Source organism: Bdellovibrio sp. BCCA, from assembly GCF_037996825.1.
GTDB lineage: Bacteria > Bdellovibrionota > Bdellovibrionia > Bdellovibrionales > Bdellovibrionaceae > Bdellovibrio.
This window is the reverse complement of record NZ_JBBNAC010000001.1, coordinates 3,731,925-3,752,864: the sequence shown is the minus strand read 5'-3', so window position 1 is coordinate 3,752,864 and position 20,940 is coordinate 3,731,925. Positions and strand designations below refer to the sequence as shown.

21 protein-coding genes are annotated in these 20,940 nt (G+C 44.4%); 12 read left to right on the top strand and 9 right to left on the bottom strand.

The window, feature by feature from the left end:
* Positions 1-16: 16 nt before the first annotated feature.
* The 4 genes from AAAA78_RS18220 to AAAA78_RS18205 all read left to right on the top strand — a co-directional run bounded on the left by AAAA78_RS18220 (position 17) and on the right by AAAA78_RS18205 (position 3,017).
* Positions 17-322, top strand: coding sequence for a Sec-independent protein translocase subunit TatA/TatB (locus tag AAAA78_RS18220; RefSeq protein WP_340593563.1), 306 nt, complete (start codon positions 17-19; stop codon positions 320-322).
* Entirely contained in the window at positions 319-1,080 is a 762-nt protein-coding gene (gene tatC / locus AAAA78_RS18215; protein ID WP_340593561.1) for a twin-arginine translocase subunit TatC, read from the top strand. Before AAAA78_RS18220 ends, tatC begins: the two co-directional genes overlap by 4 nt.
* A 71-nt stretch (positions 1,081-1,151) precedes the next feature.
* Positions 1,152-1,844, top strand: coding sequence for a hypothetical protein (locus tag AAAA78_RS18210; protein WP_340593560.1), 693 nt, complete (start codon positions 1,152-1,154; stop codon positions 1,842-1,844).
* A 219-nt stretch (positions 1,845-2,063) separates the two neighbouring features.
* Entirely contained in the window at positions 2,064-3,017 is a 954-nt protein-coding gene (locus tag AAAA78_RS18205) for a hypothetical protein (protein WP_340593559.1), read from the top strand.
* A gap of 76 nt (positions 3,018-3,093) precedes the next feature.
* On the opposite strand, the gene AAAA78_RS18200 is transcribed toward AAAA78_RS18205, so the two are convergent.
* From AAAA78_RS18200 to deoC, 7 genes are all read right to left on the bottom strand, one after another.
* A complete protein-coding gene (locus AAAA78_RS18200; RefSeq protein WP_340593558.1) occupies positions 3,094-3,621 on the bottom strand; it encodes an acetyl-CoA carboxylase biotin carboxyl carrier protein subunit in 528 nt (175 codons plus the stop codon).
* Between the two features lie 2 nt (positions 3,622-3,623).
* A complete protein-coding gene (gene accC, locus AAAA78_RS18195) occupies positions 3,624-5,126 on the bottom strand; it encodes an acetyl-CoA carboxylase biotin carboxylase subunit (protein WP_340593557.1) in 1,503 nt (500 codons plus the stop codon).
* A gap of 32 nt (positions 5,127-5,158) precedes the next feature.
* A complete protein-coding gene (locus tag AAAA78_RS18190) occupies positions 5,159-6,727 on the bottom strand; it encodes an acyl-CoA carboxylase subunit beta (RefSeq protein WP_340593556.1) in 1,569 nt (522 codons plus the stop codon).
* A 137-nt stretch (positions 6,728-6,864) separates the two neighbouring features.
* Positions 6,865-8,097, bottom strand: a complete 1,233-nt coding sequence (locus AAAA78_RS18185) for a S8 family peptidase (protein ID WP_340593555.1) — start codon at positions 8,095-8,097, stop codon at positions 6,865-6,867.
* 192 nt (positions 8,098-8,289) lie between these two features.
* Positions 8,290-9,144: a purine-nucleoside phosphorylase gene (locus AAAA78_RS18180; RefSeq protein WP_340593554.1), complete on the bottom strand. Its 855-nt coding sequence runs from the start codon at positions 9,142-9,144 to the stop codon at positions 8,290-8,292.
* Positions 9,144-10,463 (bottom strand): thymidine phosphorylase, encoded by a 1,320-nt coding sequence (locus AAAA78_RS18175; RefSeq protein WP_340593553.1) that lies wholly within the window; start codon positions 10,461-10,463, stop codon positions 9,144-9,146. Before AAAA78_RS18175 ends, AAAA78_RS18180 begins: the two co-directional genes overlap by 1 nt.
* A complete protein-coding gene (deoC, locus tag AAAA78_RS18170; protein ID WP_340593551.1) occupies positions 10,463-11,125 on the bottom strand; it encodes a deoxyribose-phosphate aldolase in 663 nt (220 codons plus the stop codon). Before deoC ends, AAAA78_RS18175 begins: the two co-directional genes overlap by 1 nt.
* 59 nt (positions 11,126-11,184) lie before the next feature.
* Between deoC and AAAA78_RS18165 the strand changes: the two genes are divergently transcribed.
* On the top strand, positions 11,185-11,556 hold the full coding sequence (locus tag AAAA78_RS18165) for a hypothetical protein (RefSeq protein ID WP_340593550.1): 372 nt from the start codon (positions 11,185-11,187) through the stop codon (positions 11,554-11,556).
* Positions 11,557-11,560: 4 nt separating this feature from the next.
* On the opposite strand, the gene AAAA78_RS18160 is transcribed toward AAAA78_RS18165, so the two are convergent.
* Complete coding sequence (locus AAAA78_RS18160) at positions 11,561-12,664, bottom strand: type IV pilus twitching motility protein PilT (protein ID WP_295903473.1); 1,104 nt, start codon at positions 12,662-12,664, stop codon at positions 11,561-11,563.
* Positions 12,665-12,806: 142 nt separating this feature from the next.
* Between AAAA78_RS18160 and AAAA78_RS18155 the strand changes: the two genes are divergently transcribed.
* The 7 genes from AAAA78_RS18155 (at position 12,807) to AAAA78_RS18125 (ending at position 19,634) form a co-directional block, all read left to right on the top strand.
* Positions 12,807-14,324: an Rne/Rng family ribonuclease gene (locus AAAA78_RS18155; RefSeq protein ID WP_340593548.1), complete on the top strand. Its 1,518-nt coding sequence runs from the start codon at positions 12,807-12,809 to the stop codon at positions 14,322-14,324.
* Between the two features lie 201 nt (positions 14,325-14,525).
* Positions 14,526-15,932, top strand: coding sequence for a hypothetical protein (locus tag AAAA78_RS18150; protein WP_340593547.1), 1,407 nt, complete (start codon positions 14,526-14,528; stop codon positions 15,930-15,932).
* Between the two features lie 207 nt (positions 15,933-16,139).
* On the top strand, positions 16,140-16,706 hold the full coding sequence (gene rplU / locus AAAA78_RS18145) for a 50S ribosomal protein L21 (protein WP_340593546.1): 567 nt from the start codon (positions 16,140-16,142) through the stop codon (positions 16,704-16,706).
* Positions 16,707-16,736: 30 nt separating this feature from the next.
* Positions 16,737-16,997 carry a 50S ribosomal protein L27 gene (rpmA, locus tag AAAA78_RS18140; protein ID WP_284607521.1) on the top strand — a complete coding sequence of 87 codons (261 nt, stop codon included), beginning with the start codon at positions 16,737-16,739 and terminating at the stop codon, positions 16,995-16,997.
* Between the two features lie 104 nt (positions 16,998-17,101).
* Positions 17,102-18,133 (top strand): GTPase ObgE, encoded by a 1,032-nt coding sequence (gene obgE / locus AAAA78_RS18135; RefSeq protein WP_340593545.1) that lies wholly within the window; start codon positions 17,102-17,104, stop codon positions 18,131-18,133.
* Positions 18,130-19,161, top strand: a complete 1,032-nt coding sequence (gene nadD / locus AAAA78_RS18130; protein WP_340593544.1) for a nicotinate (nicotinamide) nucleotide adenylyltransferase — start codon at positions 18,130-18,132, stop codon at positions 19,159-19,161. Before obgE ends, nadD begins: the two co-directional genes overlap by 4 nt.
* Positions 19,162-19,163: 2 nt before the next feature.
* On the top strand, positions 19,164-19,634 hold the full coding sequence (locus AAAA78_RS18125; RefSeq protein WP_340593543.1) for a 23S rRNA (pseudouridine(1915)-N(3))-methyltransferase RlmH: 471 nt from the start codon (positions 19,164-19,166) through the stop codon (positions 19,632-19,634).
* A 32-nt stretch (positions 19,635-19,666) separates the two neighbouring features.
* Here the strand turns inward: AAAA78_RS18125 and AAAA78_RS18120 are convergent, their stop codons facing one another.
* Positions 19,667-20,476 (bottom strand): protein-glutamine glutaminase family protein, encoded by an 810-nt coding sequence (locus tag AAAA78_RS18120; RefSeq protein WP_340593542.1) that lies wholly within the window; start codon positions 20,474-20,476, stop codon positions 19,667-19,669.
* Positions 20,477-20,940 lie beyond the last annotated feature (464 nt).

The following is a 20,940-nucleotide window of genomic DNA, read 5'->3' as shown; positions in this document are numbered from 1 at the left end:
CCTCTATGCTGACGCCATGTTCGGCTTAGGCATGTCAGAAATTATTTTCCTTGGTATTTTAGCCCTGATCGTGATTGGGCCTAAAGAGCTTCCTGAATTGGCTCGAACTCTTGGTCGTTTTATCAATGAACTAAAAAGAAGCACGAACGTTCTTGGCGAAGAGTTGAAACAACAAGCTCGCATCGATCGTATTGATTTTAATTCTCCACCGGAAAAAAATCATATTCCTCATCCGGAAGAAAAAGCCTCGCAACCAGAACCTCAGCAGATGGAACTGACGGAAGCCGCCGCCGATAAAAAAGAAGAGCACAAACCATCATGAGAAGTGAAGAACTCGATTCAAAAGCTCAGTCTTTGTATGAACATCTTGCTGAACTTCGTAAGCGTTTGATCAATTGCATTTACATTTTGGTTTTGGCGACAGGTGTTTGCTATGGATTTAGCGAAAAGATTTTTAACTTCGTCAGAGCACCCATCGCGCCGTATCTTCCTGGTGGAGGTTTGATCTACACAGGACCTCTGGATAAATTCATCGCGCATCTTAAACTTGCGTTTGTGTGCGGGATTTTACTTTCTTGCCCTTTCTGGCTTTATCAAATTTGGAAATTTATTGCTCCAGGTCTTTATGCAAAAGAGCGTAAATACACAATGAGCTTCATCATTTCAGGAACTGTGCTTTTTCTTTTGGGCGCGGTGTTTTCCTACTACGTTGCTTTGCCGATGGCCTTCCAATTCTTGATGACGTTTGGTGGGGACATCGATAAGCCGATGATCTCCATTGATCAGTACATGGGCTTCTTCACACAAATGTGTCTGATGTTTGGTGTGGCCTTTGAACTTCCGCTAGTGATTGTTGTCTTAGGAATGCTTGGAATCGTCAGTCAGGGATTCTTAAAAAAGAACCGTCGTTACGCGGTAATGACAATTGCCGTGATTGCAGCGGTGATCACACCACCAGACCTCCTTAGCATGGTGATGATGTTGGTTCCAATGCTTTTGCTTTTTGAGGCCGGTGTTTTCATCGTCGGTATCTTTGAAAAGAAACGCGAAGAAAGTCTTCGCGTTAATGAGCGCGAATAAATAACACTGTTGACCGAACATCCTGAGTGCTGCCAAGCTTATAAGCAGAGATTTGACTCAAGGAGGGGTTCATGTCTTTTCTTATTGGTCTATTGATGATGACCGGAGTGGCTCGTGCTGTTGATTCAGCGAAATGTCCGGACATTGTTGAACGTCGTGACGGCACACAAATCCAACAAATTTGGTCAAGCAGTACAGAATCTTGTTTCTTCTCAATTCATCCATTGGATGGATATGTTGATCTGACTTATCGAGACTACATGCTGGGAAATGATGGCCTATTTATGGTCTTTAATTCCTTCGGCCCTGGTGATGAATCAAAAACAACGGCGGCTCGTGAATTCTTTATGTTCCCTCGAGCGAGTGAGGCTTACTCTTACAAGTGGGATGACAATGCTCGTGAGCTGGAAGTCACACACGTCACAGGTGACAAGTTTGTTTTCGATACAAAGAAAGCCCGCCTCAAAAGCGTCACGCGTGCCAATGTTAAAGTGGCAGACTACATAGAGCCAAACAATCGTGGCGGAGTTGAAGTTTCAAACTTCCAAGGTCTTTTGGTCGATAGTGGTTTTCGAGTTGGCAATTCGCCAACAAGTAACTCTAACGGCAGCTCTTTAATTAAAGATGCCGCAGGAAAATCTTGCACGGTGAAAAATTACGAGCTTTTTAAATATACAAGCGACGGTGATGTGATCTTTAAATTTGATGACAAAGCTTTGTCAGCATTCTTGCAAAAACGTTGTTCCCAATTGAAATTTCCGTAAATAGGCTTCAATAAAAACGGCTCGCCAAGAGCCGTTTTTTGCTCGAAACGGCACAAAGAATAAATGTCTTTCCAAATAAAAATGGTTTTTTGAAAATTTAGACATCCTAAGAGGTCTAGTTTTAAATTACACATTTTTTAAGCTGTTCTGTTAGAGGGCAAAATACAATAGGCTAGTCTTGTTCAGATTTCCAAAACTTCAAAATAAAATGGAGCGAAAATGATTAAAGCGGTCATTAGCCTTATCCTTATGACAAGCTCAGCTTATGCGGCCATGCCTTATCCAGGAATGGCAGATAAATGTACACTCGCTGCAAACGCTGCAGTGATGGATTTCGGAGGAATGGGCGTAGATCCTGACGGAGCCGCTATTTCCTTTGATCCGAATGGTACAACTCAAATCGCGAGACCTGAGAACATCGTCTCTCGTGAAAATAAAAACGGCGTTGAAACGATCACGTATAAAACACGTCAAGTTAAAATGGGTGCTGTTTGGAAACCAGGCCAGCCATTTGAATACGAAACGGTCCAAAAGACAGTCACAATCAAACGTGAAAACGGCAAGATTGTTTCTGTGAATAAAGATATGGATATCCCGGGGCAAATTAAAATGCGCAAGCAATGGGAAAAAAACGGATTCAAAGGAAATTTCCCGTATACAAAATCCATGGAGACGACATTCGCACACAATGGGTCTGATTGTGAAATCAATCAGACGTTGAGCTATCAAATGGCGGACGAAAAAGCCAAAGTTGAAGGCAAAGTTATGTACGATAAAGAGTTCTGCGATAAGCTCGCTCCCATCGTGAAACGCATGGGCTCTCAAAATGCAAGTCAATGTGTGGGTCTTATCAGCTCTGCACAAATGACTTTTGAACAAAGAAACAAAGAGCTTAAAAAAGATAACAAATCTTTCGCGATTCTAGATTGGCCAGGAAAAAAGCACGCAGATCCGATGGCCAATCTTGATGTCGGTATGTTCATTCAATCTTGTGCAATGGCCGATATGAACGGCATGGGACCCTGGGGAATGCCGGGTGGGCTTATGGCTTCCGGAGGTATGATGGGCATGATGGTGAGTGGTGGTGGAATGATGGGGAATTCCCCAGAATCATCTTCAGCGCCGAAGTCGAGTAAGCCAGTGAAAGCATCCACCCAGCAAGGTGCAAAATAATTTGAAAATCTAAAAACAAATAAAAAAGGCCAAGGGTTAAACCTTGGCCTTTTGTTTTTCCGTGAACAAAAAAATCTTACGGCTCTTCAAATTTAATCAAAACAGCGCCTGACTCGACAGAATCACCCTGTTTCACTTTGATCTCTTTGATTTTTACATCGCGAGAAGCGCGCATTTCATTTTCCATTTTCATCGCTTCCATAATAAGCAATGGCTTATTAGCTTTCACGATTTCGCCTTCTTTGGCGAAGATCTCAATAATCTTACCAGGCATACCTGATTTCAATTCTTGATCTCCACCGAAGCCGCCCCCTTTTTTCAAAGATTCATGCAAAAGCATTTCATCATTGAATACTTTGATCGCGCGGAAAGAGTTACGAGTGAAAACCGTGTACTCTGTATCTTGCCCGATCACGTCGACCAGATAAGATTTTCCTTCGAACAAGAAACTGATGTACTGCTCGGCTTGTTTGTAATCGTTTTTAGAAATGTCGTAGTGAATCCAGTCTTTGCCTTCTTCTTGCAAAGAAACTTTCCAAGCGCTTTTCTGCTCGGTCACATCGACTTTAAATTTTTTACCTTTGAGTTCTGCTTCAAAGTACATGGTTACGTCCTTAACTGAAGTTTGCGGCCCACACGCTTCCAATTGGAAGTCAGATTGAGCTGGCGAACGTCTTTGGATTTACGATCATTGTAAGCCGTAATAGCGGCAGCAATGAGGAATACAGGATCTTCAACTTCTTTAAAGAGCTGAGGTTCGATAACCTCAAAGTTTTTCTCAATAAATTGAGTTGTGTAAGAACCATCGCGGAATTTTGGATGATCCAAAATCGTTTTATGAAGAACGATATTGGTTTTAATTCCCGTCAATACGAACTCAGACAATGCACGTTGCATTCTATCAATCGCTTCCTCACGAGTTTCACCCCATGTGATAAGCTTTGCGATCATTGGATCGTAATAGATAGGCACTTCGTAACCAGGATATGCGTAAGAGTCCACACGCATGAAAGGTCCTTGTGGATGACGGCAAGCGCGAATCACACCAGGATGCGGTTTATATGTCACAGGATCTTCGGCACAGATACGAGCTTCGATAGCGTGACCTTTTTGTTTGATGTCTTCTTGTTTGAAAGACAAAGGTTTGCCAGCAGCCACGTAAATTTGCTCTTTCACCAAGTCGTAACCAGTTACGATCTCAGTGATTGGATGTTCTACTTGAAGACGAGTGTTCATCTCCATGAAATAGAATTCCTTAGTCGCATTATCGAAAATAAATTCAATTGTTCCCGCGCCAACATAATTGATTTGTTTTGCCGCGCGAACTGCCGCTTCACCCATGCGCAAACGAACTTCGTGAGGCACAGAAGGGGACGGACATTCTTCGATGATCTTTTGGTGACGACGTTGTACAGAGCACTCACGTTCAAACAAGTGAACATGGTTGCCGTGTTTATCGCCGAACACTTGGATCTCAATGTGTTTTGGATCGTTGACGAATTTTTCGATGTAAACAGTCGGATCTGCGAAATAGTTCTGACCTTCAGAGCGGCAAGCGCGGAATGCACTTTCAAGCTCTTCCATCTTACGAACCACACGCATCCCTTTACCACCACCACCGGCAGAGGCCTTGATGATAACTGGAAGACCAATTTTCTCTGCAATCGCAAGAGCTTGCTCAACCGTATCAACGCCACCGTCAGAGCCAGGAACCGTTGGAACGCCAGCTTTTTTCATCAAAGCTTTTGCAGAAAGTTTGTCACCCATGGATTCAATGTTTGAAACCGTAGGGCCGATGAATGTGATGCCAGCTTCTTCAAGAGCTTTTGCAAATGTCGTGTTCTCAGAAAGAAAACCATAACCAGGGTGAACGGCGTCCACACCCGCTTGCTTAGCAACTTCGATGATCTTTTTATAATTCAAATAGCTCTCTTTAGAAGGAGAAGGCCCAATATGATAAGCCTCATCCGCCAAAAAGACGTGAAGACTGTCGCGATCCGCATCAGAGAAAACCGCCACAGACGCGATACCCAACTCACGGCAAGCGCGAGTGACACGAATGGCGATTTCTCCACGGTTTGCGATCAGGATTTTTTTAAATAATGCCATAATCTTTCCTTATTCCAGTTCAGAGACACTTCCTAAAGAGGAATGTTTCCGTGTTTCTTCGCTGGAGTGATATCGCGTTTATGTTTAAGCATTTCCAAAGAATCAATGATGCGTTTGCGAGTCATCGCAGGATCAATCACTTCATCTGTGTAGCCAAGCTCAGCAGAAACGTAAGGATTGCTGAATTTCGCTTCGTACTCTGCCGTCAAACGAGCTTTTTCTGCTGCTGGGTCTTTTGCTTTATTGATCTCTTCACGGCTGATGATGCTCACAGCACCTTCAGCACCCATCACTGCGATTTCCGCAGAAGGGTAGGCCAAGTTCACATCAGAGCGCAGAAGTTTAGAACCCATCACGATGTAAGCACCACCGTAAGCTTTACGAGTGATCACTGTGATTTTAGGAACTGTTGCTTCAGCGTACGCATACAACAACTTCGCACCGTGCGTGATAATTCCGTTCCACTCTTGATCTTTACCAGGCAAGAAACCAGGAACGTCGACGAAGGAAACGATAGGAATATTGAAAGCATCACAGAAGCGGATAAAGCGTGCTGCTTTACGAGAAGCTTCGATGTTCAGGCAACCTGCCAAAACTTGCGGTTGGTTTGCCACGATACCCACAGGGCGACCGTTAAAGCGTGCGAAACCAACAATCACGTTTTGTGCAAAGTGTTTGTGAACTTCCAAGAAATAACCTTCATCCACGCACTCTGTGATCACAGAAAGCATGTCGTAAGGTTTCTTAGGATTTTCAGGGATCAATGTATTCAACGCTTCTGTCACGCGATCTGGGCGATCGTTAGTCGGAAGAACCGGAGCATCGTCCAAGTTGTTAGAAGGAAGGAAGTTCATCAACTCACGAATTAAAAGCAAGCAGTGCTTGTCATCTTCAGCAGCGAAGTGAGCCACGCCGGATTTTGCAGAGTGAGTTGTTGCTCCACCCAATTCTTCTTTTGTTACTTCTTCATGAGTCACTGTCTTAATAACATCAGGGCCTGTCACAAACATGTAGCTTGTGTTCTTAACCATGAAAACAAAGTCAGTGATTGACGGAGAGTAAACCGCGCCACCTGCGCATGGGCCCATGATTGCAGTGATTTGTGGAACCAAACCTGAAGCCATCGTGTTGCGAGTGAAGATGTCAGCGTAACCGCCAAGAGATTCAATACCTTCTTGAATGCGCGCGCCACCGGAATCGTTGATAGAAATAAACGGAGCCCCGTTCTTCATCGACAAATCCATGACCTTGCAGATTTTGTTAGCTTGTGTGCGCGACATAGATCCACCGATAACAGTGAAATCTTGTGAAGAGACATAGACAAGTTTGCCGTTGATACGACCGTAACCAGTGATAACACCGTCACCAGGAACAACTGTTTTATCCATTCCGAAGTTTGTGCAACGGTGAGTGACAAAACGATCCATTTCCACAAAGCTGCCTGGATCAAGCAGGACATCAACGCGTTCGCGAGCTGTTAAGCGTCCGCCTTGTTTGTGTTTTGCAATACGGGCTGCGCCCCCGCCAGCCATAGCGGCTTCATTTCTTTTTTCAAGATCGTTAAGACGAGCCTGAATGCCAGATGAAATTTCTGTGCTCATATGATTCCTTTTTTGAGGGATAGACCCCTATAAAAAACAAGGGACCAATCTATCACGAGGATGTAAGGAATCATCTAAAATGAGAGACGCAGAGCATAGATATTATGCTCTGCAATAATTGATCTATCTTATTGAATTTATGGAACTAACTGCTTCAAGACCTGAAGAGCTCTATCGACGTTGAGGCGTCCTCGAGTATTTACTTTAAATTCGTGTCCTGCGGACACGTCGACGGACTGCAAAATCGCCTGCTTAATTTGCACAGCTGTCGCATTAGGACGGGCACTCCAAAGAAGGGCTGCTGCACCTGTAACAAATGGAGCGGCCATGCTTGTTCCATCCATATAAGCCGTCGTGTTGCCAGGCACGGTACTCAAAATTCTTTCGCCTGGAGCCGCAAGATGAACAAAGTTAAATCCGCTGTTTGACCATGAAGTCATGAAGTCACTCACAGAAGAAGCTGCCACCGTGATTTGATTTGAAAGATTAAATGAAGCAGGGAATTCAGGATACACATCGATATCTCGTCCATCATTTCCCGCAGCAACAACAACTAAGATTCCTTTGCTTTGCAATTCTTGGAATGTGTTGCGAAGTGAAGCCACACAAGGTGCGCCACCCCAGCTTGCATTGATGATTTTAGCGCCGCGACTTGCAGAGTATTGAAGCGCAAGAACCGCATCGCCTAAGGAACCACCACCATCATTGGCGATAAACTGCGCAGGAATAATTTGTGCCTGCGGAGCCATACCCTCGACAGATCCATAACGAGAATCTGCTGCGATAATTCCAGCAACGTGAGTCCCGTGTGAACTTGGAGTTTGGTTGTTACTTGGAACGGAGACGAAGCTCGCTCCATAGTAGTCATCAACGACACCATTGCCATCGTCGTCTTTTCCATTGTTAGGAATTTCACCAGTATTGATCGCAATTCGCGGAGCAATTTGTGGATGAGTGTAATCGACGTAAGCATCAACCACTGCGACTTTCACGTTCTGTCCGTAAATACCTTGTGCCCACACATTGCGAACAGAAACTTTGTCCTGCCCCCAACTGTCGACGAAACCTGTTGTGCGAACCTCATCTGTTTTTTCAACTTGCAGACGACGATCGTATTCAACGTAACGAATGTTTTCTAAATTAGGCTCGATAAACTTTTTCGTAAATTCATCAGCGTCTTTGGCAGACTCCACAGTGAATTTTCCATCTTCCCACTGCACGATGAATTTATTTTGAATCGCTTGACCCATGCAAGCGCTTGAATCCAGGGCTCCATTCTCCGGAAACACCGAACTGCTCGACTTTTTGTTGCCACAAGATGATAAAACTAAGACGCAAGCAACCGCCGAGAGAATATTCTGAACATCCATGTTCACTCCCTATGCGGGCCTTACAGGTCCCATCAATAGGACTCCGCGAAACGGCCCAACCGGTTAGCTCTTCGGTCATTATATGTCTTATTTTGAGGCTAGAAGGACGAAACTAGACCTAAAATACTCTTAAGATTCCACTATATTGGATCTGAAGGATTTTCAGAAATTTTTGAAAGACGAGGCCAAGGACTAAATTTGGCCAATGAATTCTTTTAAGAAAGAGATGAATTGAGATTCCACTCTTTTAGCAGTTTCTGTAACCTCATCGTGCGAAAGTTTTTGAGAAGAAACACCTGCCGCCAAATTTGTAATGCAGCTTAAAGCCGCTACACGAAGGCCCAGATGATTGGCAGCAATGGTTTCTGGCACTGTACTCATGCCGACAGCTTTACCGCCAATGAGTTTCAAATAACGAACTTCCGCAGGAGTTTCATAAGTAGGACCACTCACGCCACAGTAAACGCCTTTGTGATAGCGAGTGCCTTGTTTCAAAAGCAACTCTTCCATCACTTCGATCAAACGCTTGTCGTAAGCTTCCGTCATATCAGGAAAGCGAGGACCGAGTTCTTTGATGTTCGGTCCCATCAAAGGATTCGTGCCCATAAGATTAATATGATCTTCGATGATCATAAAATCTCCGGCTTGCATGTTTTCACCGAAGCCGCCCGCAGAGTTAGTCAAAATCAAAGTCTCAATGCCCAACATCGCCAGTGTTCTTGTTGGGAACACGACAGATTCCATGCTGTGACCTTCGTAGTAGTGATTGCGACCTTGAAGAATCACAATGGATTGGTTGCCGACTTTTCCGAAAATCAAATTTCCAGAATGGCCTTCCACTGTTGGTGGAGAAAAATGCGGAATTTCTTTGTAGGGGAGTGTGCACTCCACCTCAACGTCTTTAACAAAAGCGCCAAGTCCCGAGCCCAATACAACACCAATCTTCGGCTTTGCCGATGTCTTTGTGCGGATATAGCTGACAGTTTCTTGAAGCTTATTGAGTACCAAAATACGTTCCTTTTTTTCTCGTGCGGACAAATCGAGCATTAGCTCAATGTCTTGAGTATCAAACTAGGCTTTGCAATTTTTGGCAAGGAAATAGTGATTGCTGATTTCAAGAGTGGAACTGCTGACATCAACAAGTCTTTATCATCGCCGTGCAGTGTGAAGACGGTGTCTCCCGCTTTCACTTCATCACCCACTTTCACATGGAATTCAATGCCCGCCGTGGGAGCAATAATATCCGTTGTCTGAGCGCGTCCCGCTTTGATGATAATGCCAGCAACGCCAATACTTTCTGTATGGAAAGCATGCACGTAACCAGGTTTATCCGTGGTTATATTCACGTTATATTTTGGTTTAGGGAGCGCTTTTAAATTTCCGCCGTGGATGGAGCAAAGCTCTTCAAACTTCGCCATCGCTTTTCCGGAAGTGAGCATCTCACTTGCAACTTTGTAAGACTCTTCTTCATTTTTACCAACGCCCGCTAACAACAACATGTGAGCAGAAAGTCGCAGACTGAGTTCGCGCGTGTCTTCGTAAAGATCATAACCGCCAGGTCCCATGAATTTTTCGTTCTTCATGATGGCGACACACTCTTCAACTTCCAAAGAGTTTCCGGCAAAACGACCCAAAGGTTGATCCATGTTCGTTAAAAGCGAAGTGACTTTTTTACCGTAACCGCGAGCAATCGCCATTAAGTTCAAAGCCAACTCTTCTGCCATCGCAGGAGTTTTCATGAACGCCCCTGAGCCGTACTTCACATCAAGCACAAGTCCATCAACACCTTCTGCTAATTTTTTTGACATGATCGAAGCACAAATCAACGGCAAACTTTCAACAGTCGCTGTCACATCACGAAGTGCATAGATTTTTTTATCAGCAGGGCAGATCTCTTTTGTTTGCCCGATAAAACAAATCAAATGTTTGCGAACAAGATCCACAAACTCCGTCAAAGATTTTTGCGTGTTAAATCCAGGAATGGATTCAAGCTTATCCAAAGTTCCACCCGTGTGACCAAGGCCACGACCTGAAATCATCGGCACAGGAACTCCGGCAGCGGCCACGATAGGACCCAAGATCAAACTTGTTTTATCACCAACGCCGCCTGTGGAGTGTTTATCAACTTTAAATCCCGCCACAGAAGAAAAATCCACGACTTCACCTGAGTGAAGCATTGCTTTTGTTAAAGACAAAGTTTCTTCCGTCGTCATTCCACGGAAATAAATCGCCATCAAAAGAGCTGACATCTGATAGTCAGGAATTTGCCCGCGAGCATAACCCAAAATAAATTCATTGATCTCGTCATAGTTCAGAGATCCGCCATTGCGTTTTGCTTTAATAATTTCTGCTGGAAGAAAAGCCATTAGTAACCTCCTTGAACAGTGCCACCTTGAACAATCGTGACACCTGAGCTTGTGCCAAGGCGAGTGGCACCGGCTTCAATCATCGCGCGCGCTTGCGCGGCATCTTTAACTCCGCCGGAAGCTTTCACTTCCATTTTGTCGCCGACAACGGACTTCATTAATTTGACATCTTCGATAGTGGCTCCGCCGCCGCCAAAACCTGTGGATGTTTTTACGAAATGCGCCCCAGCTTCAAGAGCCGCTTTGCAAGCCAGAGTTTTGTCTTCTTGATTTAATAAAGAAGTTTCAATGATCACTTTCACGGTGCGACCTTGAGCCGCTTTCACAACAGCTTTGATATCGTCGCGAACGTAATCCAAACGACGATCTTTCAAAGCGCCGACTTGAATCACCATATCGATTTCATCAGCACCGTTCTTGATCGCTGTTTCGGTTTCAAAAGCTTTGCTGACTGTATCCATCGCGCCCAAAGGAAAACCCACAACACAGCAGACCTTCACAGAAGAACCCTTAAGAAGTTGTGCACACGTTGAAACGTAAGACGTATTCACGCAGACACTAAAAAAATTGTTCGTTTTAGCTTCCGCACAGAGTTTTTCAATTTGCGCTAATTGCGCTTCCGGCTTCAAAAGAGTGTGATCAATATAACGACTTAGTTGCACAGGGCACCTCGGGGTGTTTAAATAAGAAAAGTTATCTTAGTTCATTGCAGGAGGCAATCATGACCCCACAGAAGTGGACCTCAGTTTTACTAGCGGCACTCACTATTTTCACTTCTCAAGCCTCTTTTTCACAGACCAACAGAACCGTTAAGCGCAATGTCGCGACGGTGCTTTTTGCAAGCTTGGGCGGCGCAATCCTAGGCCTGAGCACGCTTTCCTTCTATGGAGAGCCCCAAGAACATACAAACAATATCACATTAGGGGCCTTGTTAGGATTCGTCGGGGGAGTTGGATACGTGCTTTATGACTCTTCGCAGCCTGCGCCACCGACTTACGAATACTCACAATTTGATCAAGAGCTAAAAAGTCGAAGGGCCTCAGCATCCTATGCCAAAGCCCCTCCATTGATTCAACTTACATACAGCTTTTAAATTTCTATCCCACTTTCGTTCTTGGACCTGCTGAACTTCCAGCAAGAGTTCCGCCTTGAACGGTTGTATCTCCACCGCCGGCCTGGCCCAGGAATGTTTTTGCATCGGCGGCAGAAACTTTCCCTTTGCGAACCAAGTCTTCGATGTATTTTTCGAAGAGCACCATACCTTGGCTGGAGCCTGTTTGCATCGCCGAAGGAATTTGGTGGACTTTACCTTCACGAATCAAGTTCGAGATGGCTTTGGTATTTCTCATAATTTCGTAAGCGGCCACACGACCTTGTCCATCCGCGCGAGAGAAAAGTGTTTGCGCAACAACACCGCGCAAGCTTTCCGCCAGCATCGTACGGATTTGTTGTTGTTGTCCCGCCGGGAAAACGTCAATGATACGGTCAATGGTTTTTGCAGCACTGTTCGTATGAAGAGTACCAAACACGATGTGACCTGTTTCCGCCGCAGTCAGTGCCAAAGAAATAGTTTCTAAGTCACGCAACTCACCCACGAGCAAGATATCCGGGTCTTCACGTAACGCCGCTTTCAAAGCATTTGCGAAACTCTTCGTATGACTTCCGACTTCACGTTGGTTCACCAAAGCTTTTAAGTTCGGATGAACGAACTCGATTGGATCTTCAACCGTGATGATATGCGCTTCACGAGTCATGTTGATTTGATGGATCATCGCAGCCAAGGTCGTTGATTTACCGGAACCCGTTGGACCCGTTACAAGGATCAAACCGCGATCACAGTCGATCAAATCCATTACAGAAGGTGGCACGCCCAACTCTTGCGCTGTTTTAATTTTTTCTGGGATGATACGCATAACGGCGCCAAGCCCTTTTCTTTGCATAAAGATATTGCAACGAAAACGACCTATGCCTGACAAAGTGTAAGCGAAATCCAATTCCCATTTTTCAACGAAGGCTTTCTTTTGCTTTTCAGAAAGAATTTCGAAGAGCAGACCTTGTACGTCTTGATTTGTGAGTTCGCGATAGTTCAATGGAACCATGTTTCCATGAAGGCGAAGATACGGAGGCGCGCCGCTTGTAATATGCAAGTCGGAAGCTCCTTGTTCCACCATGAGTTTAAACAGTTCATCAATTGTTGCCATCGTTACTCTCCGTAAAGGCTCTATTTCCATGATCTTTTCGGTCAGATATGCTTCAATATTAAATAATATTTGCTATCGGTCTTGTTTCTGGACTAATGAAGTAGATGTAGTGTGTGTTCCTTAGTGTTTTCAGGAGGATCTTGTGTCTGCAGAAATTCTCATCAACGTTCGCCCTCAAGAGACTCGTGTTGCTTATGTGGATACTGGGATTCTTTCAGATCTAAAAATTGAACGTAAAACGTCTCCGACTTTGGTCGGGTCTATTCATCGCGGCACTGTCATTCGTGTTTTACCCGGAATGCAAGCAGCCTTTGTAGACATTGGTCTAGAAAAGGCCGCATTCCTTTATGTTGGCGATATTCGCGAAGACGTCGATGATAATTTTCTTTCCGATGTGGATCGTGAGGAACCCTTGGATGAGGGTGATGACGATAAAATTCCTACGCATCACAACAAGACACCTATTCAAGATCTTCTTAAAGAAGGTCAGTCCATTTTAGTTCAGGTTGCTAAAGATCCTCTCGGCACAAAAGGAGCCCGACTCACAACACACTTGTCTTTGCCAGGTCGTTTCGTGGTCTTTCTTCCAACAGTTCGTCACTTGGGAATTTCTCGCCGTATTGAAGATGAAGGTGAAAGAGAACGTCTCCGCCAGCTTGTTCAAAAAATCAATCCTTCCGGTGGTGTGATTGTGCGTACCGCAGGGGAGGGCGCCTCTGAAGAAATGTTGAAGGCCGATATTGAGTATCTTGATCGCCTCAGCAAAGAGATCTTCAAAAACTATGAAAAGAAAAAAACACCGGGCAACGTGCACACGGAATTAGACGTCGAACTTCGCGCTTTGCGTGATCTTATGAGTGAGGACGTCACAAGCGTGTGGGTGGATAACGTTGAGATTCACAAAAAAGTTGTGAAATTCGTTTCGCAATTCATGCCGAAGTACAAACAAAACATCGTGCTTTATGAAGAGCAAAAACCATTGTTTGATTTGTACGACATCGACATTGAAATTTCCCGCTCGATGGAAAGAAAAATTTGGTTGAAATCCGGTGGTTATATCGTGATCGACGAAGCGGAAGCTTTGGTGGTCATTGACGTCAACACAGGTAAGTTCGTCGGCAAAAAAGATTTAGAAGACACAATCTTAAAAACCAATCTGGAAGCGGTTCGCGAGATCGCGCATCAGCTTCGGATTAGAAACTGCGGTGGAATTATCATCATCGATTTCATCGATATGGAAAAAGAATCTCACCGCGAAAAAGTTTTAGAAACTTTAGCAGAGGAACTGCAACGGGATCGCGCACGTACGAACATCGTTTCAATGTCGCAGTTAGGTCTGGTTGAGATGACTCGTAAACGCATTCGTCCAAGCTTGATTAAAACACTGTGCGAGCCGTGCTCGTACTGCGACGGAAAAGGCTACATCAAACGCAAATCCACTGTAGCAAATGAAATCTTCCGTGAGCTTGAGCGTGATGCTGATATGCTGATCAATAAAAAAACCAACGTCGTTATTCACTGCCACAGTGAAGTCGTCGATTGGATTTATGAAGTTGAAGGCGAAAGCTTAGAAGGTATCGAGAAAAAACTCGGCCGCTCTGTCGCCTTCAAAATTGAACCAAACTACCATTTGGAACAATACGAGATTTTCTTTGTTTAAAATTCATCGAACGGATTCTTTAAAATAGTCCCCGGAAAAAGAGGTTTTTCTAGACCTATTTCCGGGCCGCATCTTGAATTTAAAAATATCAACTCTTTAGAATGGCAAATCAGTTTCCGATTAGAAATTATGCGGAATAGTTTGCTCATCCTTATTATTAGTTTTTTTCTTCCAATGCTGTCCTGGTCGCAGAGTTTGCCAATGGCATGCTCGCAACTTCTTGGAAAATGCGACAAGGTTCCTCAACCTTTACAGCTTGCTTCAGAGGCGTGCAAGTGGGAGCAAAAAGCCGTGGGCTGTGAGGATCTGGCGAAAGCGGATGCAGACGCTGCAAAACACATTCGCTCTTGTGATCCAAAAGCGTTGTGTGATGGCGCAATTTCCTCTCCGCTCGATCAACTGCGCGGGTGTTTTTCCGGCGCTGTGGATGTCGGTAAAGAATTTTGGGAAGCTATTGCTTCTGTTCCTGAGCTTGCTGGAAAAGGCGCTGAAGCGATTAAAGCATGTTGGACGAATGTTGAATGTCGCAACAATGCACTAAAGACGTCTCTTCAGAATGCGCCTCGTAACATGATGCTCTCGAATCCAATTTTAGCTCCGATGGCTTATGCCTATATGTATATGAAGGGCGATCTGACGAAGAACGATCTCGATAAAGCGTTGGAAGTTTCTAAAAGCCTTCTTGAAAAAGGAAAAGATTATCTTAAAAAACAAGGTGTGAAGCTTGCGTGCTTTGATACAAAAACTCAGGCCGAAATGATTTGTTATGGAGTCTTCTCTGTCGTAAATCCCGCGGGAGCGGCGGGTCTTCTTGCAAAAGCACCAAAGCTTGGAAAATTATTAAAAGCGGCAGGTATGGTTGCAAAAGAAACTAGTGTCGCTACAAAAACTACAGAAGTCGCCGTGGATCTTGGGCGTATGGCGAAGCTTTCAAATCCACAGCGTGTGGCAGAGGCTGAAAAATTATTAGGTCGAAGTCTTTCTGAACAACAACGCCAAGCCTTGATCAAAGCCCACGAAGTCGGCGCAGAGACAGGACGTGGTTACGGAACTTATTCAGCAACGGATCTAAAACAAAAAGCAGATATCTTAAAAGCCGCAGGGTTTTCGGATGCCGAACGCAGCACTCTTATGCGCCAAGGGGTCGCCGGTCTTTATAGTGACACACAAAAAGCGCGCAACTTTGCCAATGAAGCTCGTCTTGAAGCCGATAAACTGCGTGTGGCGGGTAATGTGAAAGATGCAACAGCTCGCTACCGCAACTCAGCGGACTCTTATGATGTCTTTATGAAAGACACCAAAGCTCCGAAGTCCGAGCGTGACTATTTGGTGGGAGCAGAACTCAACGCCCGCGCTGAAAGATACGAGCAAGCGGCCGATTACTATATTAAGAGTAAGGCCTCGTTGCGTTCCAATGAAAAAGCTGAGGTGATTTTTGAAACCCTTCGTCGGGAAAGAGACGAGCTGCGTGTCATCGCCGCCAAGAACCGCGACAAACCGGGCGTGCAAAAAGCATATGAAGACCATAGAAAGCTGATTGAAGCGGTCGTCAATAATAAGAACTTTCAGCTTGGTGATGCCTGGAAACGCGAACTTTTGAAGCCGTGATTTTAAGCTAAGGTGCTGAAAAGTAAGGCTTTTATCTAAACACTGGACCTTCCTAAAATTTAGCAAATTTGTTTGCTTTTAGGGGGTCTTCCGTTTAACCTCTTTTTCTCCCTGAAAAAGCTGAAAAAAATAGCATGTATTAGGTTGACAAAACCTAGTGCGAGGTGGCATTTACCATCTTCTTAATTCGGGTAGCTGGAGGTTCTCATGTACGCGATTATTCGTACAGGCGGTAAGCAATATAAAGTTCAAGCTGGTGATGTAGTTCAAGTAGATAAGCTTGAGCAAAAGCTTGGTGCAGAGTTTGATATCAACGAAATCTTGATGGTTGGTGGTGAGTCCACTCATGTTGGTCAACCTCTTGTAAAAGGCGCGAAAGTAACTGTTGTTGTTACTAAGCAAGCTAAAACAAAAAAAGAAATCGTTTTCAAAAAGAAACGTCGTCAAGGTTACAGAAAGTTCGCAACTCACAAACAAGAGTTCACAGAGCTTTTTGTTAAAGCAATCACTTCTCCAGATGGAAAAGTTGCTAAGACAGACGAATCTGCAAATGTAGTAGACGTAGCAGCAGTACGTGCTGAAAAAGCACAAGCTCGCGTAGCAGCTCGCAAAGAGCGCGCTGAGAACAAAGGCACTGCAGAAGTTGTTAAAAAAGCCGCTAAAAAAGTAGCGAAGAAGAAAGTTGCTAAGAAGGCAGTTAAAAAGACTGCTAAAAAAGCGACTAAAGCTGGCGCGAAGAAAAAAGCAGCAAAGAAAACTTCTAAAAAAGCTTAATTTTTAAAAATTTCTTAAGAGAGGTTCATCATGGCAAGTAAGAAGGCCGGTGGTAGTACAAAGAACGGTCGTGATTCACAGAGTAAACGACTTGGCGTAAAAAGATTTGGTGGCGAAAAAGTTCTTCCAGGAACAATCATCGTTCGTCAACGTGGAACAAAATTCCACTTGGGCAACAATGTTAAAATGGGTCGTGACTACACGATCTACTCTGTTATCGAAGGTCTTGTTAAATTTGAACGTTTCTCTAAAGAGCGTTTCAAAGTTAGTGTTTATCCTAAAGCTGTTTAATCTGCGTTCGTAGATTAGCTCTTCCTGATAAGCACCAAGAGATTTTTTCAATACATAAAAAGGAGCCATCCAAGGCTCCTTTTTTGTTGTATACGGTGCTGTAAATGAAATTCATCGATGAAGTTAAAATCACATTAGCGTCTGGTCGCGGCGGTCCTGGCTGCGTAAGTTATCGCCGAGAATCTATGATGCCTCGTGGAGGTCCCGATGGGGGCGACGGAGGCAAGGGCGGTGATGTTATCATTCGTACATCTCGTCATATCAACTCTCTCGTAGATATTCGTCAGAATAAAAGATACGCCGCTCAAAGTGGACAAATGGGCATGGGCCGCCAAAAAGCGGGTCATGACGGAGAAGATTTTGTTTTGATCGTTCCTCAAGGAACCATCTTCCGTACACTTGAAGGTGAAATCATCGTCGATATGACGGACATTAACGAATACGTTTTGCTTAAAGGTGGTCGCGGTGGAAAAGGAAATGAATTTTTCAAAACCAGCGTGAACCAAGCTCCTGATTATGCTCAACCGGGCGAAGAAGGCGAAGAGATCGAAGTTAAGTTAGAACTCAAATTGATCGCTGACGTAGGAATCGTTGGATTTCCGAATGCTGGAAAGTCCACGTTGATTTCTCGTATCTCTGCTGCGAAACCAAAAATCGCAGATTATCCATTCACGACACTAACTCCAAATTTGGGAGTCGTTAAAGCTGGCGATTACTCGTCATTTGTTGTTGCCGATATTCCGGGTCTTGTGAAAGGCGCGCATGAGGGTGTGGGTCTTGGTATTCAATTCTTGAAGCACGTTGAGCGCACGCGCTTTTTCATTCACTTAGTGGATGCTTCAGGATTGTCAGGCCGTGATCCGATTCAAGATTTTCAAGATATTAATTATGAACTTGAGATGTACGATAAAAACAATCAGGACAAAGAGGGTTTCTTCCCTCTTGCCACGCGTCCTCAGTTTGTTGTGCTCAATAAAATCGACACCTTGGGTGAAACTCAACTGATCAAGCTTAAAAACAAATTCAAAGAAATCACAGGAACTGAACCTTTTGCGATTTCTGCCGTCACAGGTAAAAACATCAAAGAACTTGTGCAAGAGCTTGCTCACGAGATTTTAGAAGAGGAATCAGAATGAAAATAGGTATTTTTGGTGGAAGTTTTAATCCTCCGCACATGGGTCACATCAACGCCATTCAGACAGTGGCGAAAAAAGTGGGCCTTGGTAAAGTTCACGTTATCCCAGCAGCACAAAATCCGCTGAAAACTCCTGTCGAAGGTCCAACACCGGAACAGCGTCTGGAGTTGACTCGTTTGGCTTTTGAACAATACGGCGAGACTTACTTCGTTGATGATCAAGAAATCAAACGCGGTGGCATGAGCTACACAATCGATACGGTTATGAATCTTCGTAAAACCTACGAAGCTTCTGATTTGTACTTGATTGTAGGAGCTGACAAATTTGAAGAGTTGGCTCAGTGGAAAGACTATCAAAAGATTCTAACTGAAGCGAATTTGATCGTTACAACTCGTCCTGGTTATGAAACTCCAGAGTCACTTGAAGAAATGCCGGGTTATTTGAAGACCCTCGTTTCTGACTTTGATTTCAACTTTATCGAGCTTTCAACTGGCAGAAATATTCAGTTCATCACTTTACGTGACGTAGAAATTTCTGCGACTGAACTTCGTAAATGGCTTCGCACAGGAAAACCTGTTGAGAAGTACTTGCCACTCGCTGTTGAGTCTTACATTAAAGAACACAAGCTCTATAGAAACTTGGGCGATCGTATCGGTGACTTTACAAAATTCACTGAATTCTGCGGCGACGTTTTGTTCTCTAAAAAAGGTATCAACGTTCGTGGTTTTGATTTGCGAGGTATCGCAGCTCCAAGTGAATTCACTTTGATTGCGTCGGGTACTTCAACTCGTCATGCGGCTGCGATGGCGGAAAACATCGTGCTTGCGGTGAAAGAAGAATACAACGTGCATCCACAGAGTGTGGAAGGTATCGACGAAGGCCGCTGGGTTCTTGTGGATTACGGTTCTTTGATCATTCACATCTTCTACGATTTCGTTCGTCAAGAATACAGCCTTGAGAACTTGTGGAGAGAAGGTAAAGACCTAGGCCTTAAAGATCCTTACGTGGGAAAGCCTGAGGCTCACTAATTATGAAATTCGTTTTGTACAACCTCGCCACTGCAAAAGAGGCGTGGGCCGATGAGGTGAGCGAGTTGTACAAAAAGAAAATCTCCTTCTTTATTCCTTTCGATATTCAGTCTTTAAAAGCAAAAAGGTCAGCGCGCGAAGACGCGGACTTCAAACGCAACGAAGAATCCGAACTCATTTTAAAAAATATCAATAGTGATGATTACGTCGTGCTTTTCGATGAACGCGGTTCCGTTCTCGATTCGATTCAGTTTTCCAAAAAAATTGAGAACATTTTAGGAAGCTCCAAGAAGCGGGCGGTATTCATTATTGGTGGTGCCTTTGGAGTGAATGAAGACGTTCGTAAAAGAGCAGACTTAAAAGTGGCTCTATCGCCGATGGTGATGAATCATCTGATGGCTCAGGCGATGAGTCTTGAGCAGATCTATCGCGCGTTCACCATTATTAAGAAAATTCCCTACCACAATATTTAAAAAGCGGCTTGTGGCCGCTTTTTAAGAAGTAACTATTTGTTCAACCAAGGTGGGTTGTTACCCAACTCTTCTTCTGGGTTGCGCTTAAGTTCAACAATGCGGTCCCACTCGTATTGCAAGAAAGATTTTTGCTCATAATAAGCGTCGTTCTTGCTTTGTGGAGTTGGATGATAGCAGTCGCCTGATGGATCATAAGTTTCGTGATCGCAAATAGAATATTGAACGTAAGCGTTGTCTCCGCCTACAAGTTTATTCCACTCTGCCAATTTCAAAGGACGTTGTGGTTCAAGTGCCGGATCGAAAATGTAAACGTCAGCACCTACGCGGTAAGAAACAGCGACGTGGTACCACCATTGAACAGAGCCTGTTGGTGAATTGTCTGAAAGCGCAGAAAGATTTCCGAAGACGAAAACTTTTTTTGGAGCCGGGAAGTTGTGATTTTCTAATTCAAACTTCGCGACTTCAGCGCGAGCGTAGCAACCGTCATCCGGATACATCCAAGTCAAACGGCGCGGGAAGTTTTTGTCTTGAGTGGTTAAGAAACGAGTGTCGCGAACATAGAAAAATTGATTTTCCATATCCGCGTAAGAACCAACGTCAGGGATTTCTTTGATGTCTAAATTCTTAAGCGGTTTTTTTGCTCTTTCAGCAGAAACAAAACGAGTGGCCGCATCGGCGGACATGTCTTGCATTTGAAATGGAACATCAAATGTTTTACCAAAAAAATGTCTGTTGCGGGCAGTTTCATAAGTCTCATTCGCGTGGCGGTGAGAAGAAAGACCTTTAGCAAAAACCGAAGAAGACAAACCTAGTGACAGCAAAAGTGCGAACAAGAATTTCATAGACCCCTCTATAAGTTCGTTCTAGGCCCGTAACAAATGACTGTCAAAGATTTTGCAGTGAGGCATTATCATGAAATCCTTGTTACGTTTAATGCAAAACCACTGTTCGTGCTGTCTGAATTGCGGATCTTTCATGATCTCGGAAAGTCTGCTCTGCAAACCGTGTGAAGACCGACTGAAATATCTGGAGCAACATGAACCGCGGCAAGCTCCGCCACTCACGGTGAGGTCGCACTACTACTGGTATCCTGGTCAGAGTGATTTACTTTCAGGATTGGTGCTCGCGCTGAAAGGTTCCGGACGTCCACGCGCTTGGGAGCACTACGCTCAACAGTTCACAAGAAAACTTTCCCATTCATTACACCATCGACGCGTTTGTGTGGTTCCTGCTCCGGCAAGGAAAACAAATCAGGTCGATCATGCCTATCTTTGGGGAAAGGCTTTGGCCGACTCCTTGGGCGCCG